The organism is Streptomyces sp. W16, assembly GCF_033194735.1.
Taxonomy (GTDB): domain Bacteria; phylum Actinomycetota; class Actinomycetes; order Streptomycetales; family Streptomycetaceae; genus Streptomyces.
Genome location: NZ_JAWOAI010000681.1, coordinates 1 through 4,408, shown reverse-complemented (window position 1 = coordinate 4,408; position 4,408 = coordinate 1). Strand labels below are relative to the sequence as shown.

Genomic DNA, 4,408 nt, shown 5'->3' with positions numbered 1-4,408 from the left:
CGAGGCCGTGCCCGGTGCGCTGGCCGCGCGACGCCGCCCGTCCGATCCGGCCCGCCCGACGACGGCCCGGGCGTCGGCACCCGCCGTCGCGATCTAGGGAGAGATCCAGTGCTGCGCTACCTCTCGATCCGTCTGGTCCGCTCGCTCGCGGTGGTCCTCTGCCTCAGCGCCATCGTGTTCGCCCTGGCGCACCTGGTCCCCGGTGACCCGGCGTCCCTGATCGCCGGCGAGAACTCGACTCCCCAGCTGCGCGCCCAGATCACCCAGCAGCTGGGACTCGACCAGCCCGTGTGGTCGCAGTACCTGAGCTGGATCGGGCACGCCGTCCGCGGCGACCTCGGTTCGTCCCTGCTGGACGGCCAGAGCGTCGGCGCACAGGTCGCCGACCGCCTCCCGGTGAGCCTCGAACTCGCCGTCTACGCCGCGGTGATCGCCGTCCTGTGGGGCATCCCGGCGGGCATCTGGTCGGCCATGTACCAGGGGCGTGCGCGGGACCGGGTGGTCAACAGCGCGGCGTTCCTCGGGCTCGCCGTCCCGCCCTTCGTGGTCGGCACGGTCATGGTCCTCCTGTTCAGCACGCTGGCACCGGCCTGGCCGCTGTTCTCCTTCGTGCCGTTCTCCCAGGATCCGCTGCTCAACCTCCAGGTGCTGCTGCTTCCGGCCGTCGCCCTGGGCATCCCGTTCGGCGCGACCCTCTGCCGGTACATGCGGGCCGCCGTCCTCGACGTCGAGGGCCAGGACTTCATGCGGACGGCGGCGGCGAAGGGCGCGGGGCGGCGGCGGCTGATGCTGCGGCACGCGCTGCGCAACGCGCTGGTGCCGGTGGTCACCGCCGGCGGGCTCCAGCTCGGGGTGCTGGTCGGCGGCACCGTGATCATCGAGCAGGTCTTCGCGCTCCCCGGTCTCGGCTCGCTGATCGTCAACTCCATCACCCAGCACGACTTCACGGTGATCCAGGGCGCGATCCTCGCCCTCGGTGCCTCCTATGTGCTGATCAACCTGGTGACCGACCTGGTCTATCCCCTCATCGACCCCCGTATCCGGACGACAGGAGCACGCCGTGACGGTTGAATCCACCGCGCCCGCCGTCACCGTCCCCGCGGCGCGCCGGCGCAGGCCGCGCCTCGGCTGGAACGCGACGCTGACCACGGGTGTCTGCGTCCTCGGCGGGATCGTGCTGCTGTCCCTGGCCATCGGCGTCTTCGGCCGCTACGCGGCGACGGACGTCAGCGACTCGCTGCTCACCGGCCCGTCGGGAGGCCACTGGCTGGGCACCGACAACCTCGGCCGTGACCTGTTCACCCGGACCTTCGGCGCGGCCCGGCAGTCCCTGCTGGTGGCCTTCGGCGCGACCACGGTCGCCGCGCTGATCGGCGTCCCCATCGGGCTCGTCGCTGGCTACAACGCCCGCCGGCTGGACGCGGTCCTGATGGCGGCGATGGACACCGCGATGTCAATTCCCTCCGTGCTGCTGGCACTTGTGCTGGTGTCGGTCTTCACCCCGGGCATGTGGGTCCTCATCGCGGGCATGGGCCTGATCTTCGTCCCGTACTTCGCGCGGATCGTGCGGGCCCCTGCGCTCACCGTGCGCGAGCGCGACTTCGTCTCGGCGGCCCGGATCGCCGGGGTGCCGACCCCGGTGATCATCGTCCGGCATGTGCTGCCGAACGTGCTGTCCTCCGCGCTCGTCCAGTACGCGAACACGGCGGCGACCTGCGTCCTCGTCGAGGCGTCCCTGAGCTATCTGGGCCTCGGCATCCAGCCGCCGACGCCCAGTTGGGGCCGGATGATCTTCGAGGGCCAGCGCTATATGAAGGACGACCCGCTGCTGGTGATCGTCCCCGGCATCACCCTGGCCATCGCCACCGCGGCGTTCGGCCTCATCTCCGACGGCCTGCAGGAACAGCTCAACCCGCGCGGCAAGCGCCGCACGCCCTGAACAGGCGCCCGCACCACGTCACTTCACCCTCACGTTCTTGAGAAACAGGCGGTCATGATGACGAACCACACCTTCTCCCGCAGAAACGCGCTGGCCCTGGGCGGCAGCACGCTGGCCGGCCTGATGCTGGCGGCCTGCGGCGGTACGGCCGCCACGGCCTCCAAGACCGCCGGGAAGCCGGTCAGCGGCGGAACGCTGACCATCGGGCTCGACGGGGAGCCCACGGTCGGCTTCGACCCGCAGGTGGCCCAGGCGTACTTCGACCAGCAGATCGTCGCGCAGTTCTACGAGGGTCTGCTGAGCCTGGACAGCAAGGGCCAGATCAAGCCCGGTCTGGCCAAGAGCTACCAGCAGGTGGACCCGACCACCCACCGCTTCACGCTCCGCGACGGAGTCACCTTCCACGACGGCACCAAGCTCACCGCCGACGACGTGATCTTCAGCCTGGAGCGGCTGATGGATCCCTCGATCAAGTCGCCGTACACCCAGCAGTACAAGATAAAAACGGTGACCGCCGTGGACGCGAGCACCGTGGAGATCAAGCTCAGCACCCCGCAGCCGTCGCTCTACAACTTCCTGGCCCGCCCATGGAGCGGCGCCATCATGAGCAAGAAGTGGACGACGTCCCGGACCGGGAACGAGCTCAAGCAGACGGAGAACGGCACCGGACCCTTCTCGCTGAAGAAGTGGTCGAAGGGCATCTCCATCACGCTCTCCGGCTACAAGGGCTACTGGGACAAGCCGAAGCCGTACCTCGACACGGTGATCTACCGGCTCATCCCCGACGAGACCTCGCGCGTGGCCTCGCTGCGCTCCAACTCGGTGCAGCTGTTGTCCTTCCGCGACCTGCGCATGGTGAGCGACGTCAAGAGCACCAGCGGTGTCACCGAGGCGAACGGGCCCATCGTCTCCAGTGTCTGGCTCAACATGAACACCCTCAGCGGCCCGCTCGCCGACAAGCGGGTGCGGCAGGCGTTCAACCTCGCCATCGACCGCGAGACCCTCATCAAGACGCTGGGCAGCGGCTCCGCCGGCCTCGGTTACGTCATCCCGCCGCAGGACCCGTACGGCACCACGCCGACCACCGCCGACCCGATGTACCAGCACAACCAGGCGAAGGCCGTGGCCCTGCTCAAGGCCGCGGGCAAGACCAAGGTCAGCATCGAACTGACCGCCCCCAGCGACTCGGCCTACGGTCCCGACATCTCCGCCCTGGAGCTGATGAAGGCGCAGCTGTCCAAGGTCGGCATCACCCTCAACCTCAAGCTCGTGCCGTTCGCGAGTGTCGTGCCCAAGGTGCTGGGCGGCGACTACACCGACATGATCATGCTGACCAGCGTGCTGAACGCCGACCCGAGCCAGTACCTCGACCTGTGGTTCGCCAAGGGCAGCCCGGCGACCAAGGTCAAGGACCAGCACCTGTGGGACCTGATGGCCGCCGCGAAGAGCGAGCAGGACAACGCCAAACGCGTGACGCTGTACCACCAGCTCGCCCAGTACATCGCCGACGAGGCCTACCTGCTGGTGCCCTACGCCAAGGCGGTGCGCGGCGAGGCCTGGAGCGACCGGCTGCACGGCTACCAGCCGGACGCCACGGCGACCCGCCTCAACCTCAAGAACGCCTGGCTGACGTCGTGAAAGCGGACACTCTGACTCCCGCTCGGGCCGGTGCCGGGAAGGACGGCACCGATCCGGTCCTCGATGTCTCGGGACTGCGCATCGGCTTCGGCGGCTCGGACGTCGTCTCCGGGGTGGATCTCCGTGTCGAACAGGGCGAAGTGGTGGGCCTGATCGGCGAGAGCGGCTGCGGCAAGTCCAGTGTCGCGCTCGCCGCCATGGGGCTGCTGGGCCCGGGCGCCGACGTCCGGGCCGACCGGCTGGTGGCCTGCGGTACCGATCTGCTGGGCAGCGGCGACGCGGAGCTGGAGAGTCTGCGCGGCGACCGGGTGGCGATGGTCTTCCAGGAGCCGATGACCTCGCTGAACCCGTGCATGCGGGTCGGCGCACAGGTCGCGGAGGTGCTGCGGATCCACGGGAAGGCCGGCCGGAAGGAAGCACAGGAGCGGGCGGTGGACCTGCTGCGGCTGGTGGAGATCCCCTCGCCCGAGCGCAGGGCACGGCAGTTCCCGCACGAACTGTCCGGCGGTATGCGCCAGCGCGTCGTCATCGCCATCGCGATGGCGGGCAACCCGCGCCTCCTGCTGGCCGACGAGCCGACGACCGCGCTGGACGTCACCGTGCAGGCCGAGATCCTGCGCCTGCTGCGCTCGCTCCAGCAGGAGCACGGCATGGGCATGCTGCTCATCTCGCACGACCTCGGTGTCATCACCGCCATGTGCAGCCGGGTGCAGGTGATGTACGCCGGTCAGGCGGTGGAGTCCGGCACCGTCGACCAGGTGCTGAACGCGCCCCGGCATCCGTACACGCGGGCGCTGCTCGCGGCGGTGCCGCGGATGCGGGACGGCGACG

General features: G+C 69.6%; 4 protein-coding genes. All 4 read left to right on the top strand.

Annotated elements, in window-relative coordinates; all coding sequences use genetic code 11:
* The first annotated feature begins 108 nt into the window (after positions 1-108).
* A complete protein-coding gene (locus R6V09_RS47000; RefSeq protein ID WP_317887589.1) occupies positions 109-1,071 on the top strand; it encodes an ABC transporter permease in 963 nt (320 codons plus the stop codon).
* Positions 1,061-1,939: an ABC transporter permease gene (locus R6V09_RS46995; RefSeq protein ID WP_317887588.1), complete on the top strand. Its 879-nt coding sequence runs from the start codon at positions 1,061-1,063 to the stop codon at positions 1,937-1,939. The genes R6V09_RS47000 and R6V09_RS46995 overlap by 11 nt, the downstream gene beginning before the upstream one ends.
* Positions 1,940-1,993: 54 nt before the next feature.
* On the top strand, positions 1,994-3,577 hold the full coding sequence (locus R6V09_RS46990; RefSeq protein ID WP_317887587.1) for an ABC transporter substrate-binding protein: 1,584 nt from the start codon (positions 1,994-1,996) through the stop codon (positions 3,575-3,577).
* The coding region (locus tag R6V09_RS46985) for an ABC transporter ATP-binding protein (RefSeq protein ID WP_317887586.1) at positions 3,574-4,408 on the top strand (835 nt) is incomplete at its 3' end. The genes R6V09_RS46990 and R6V09_RS46985, both read left to right, overlap by 4 nt.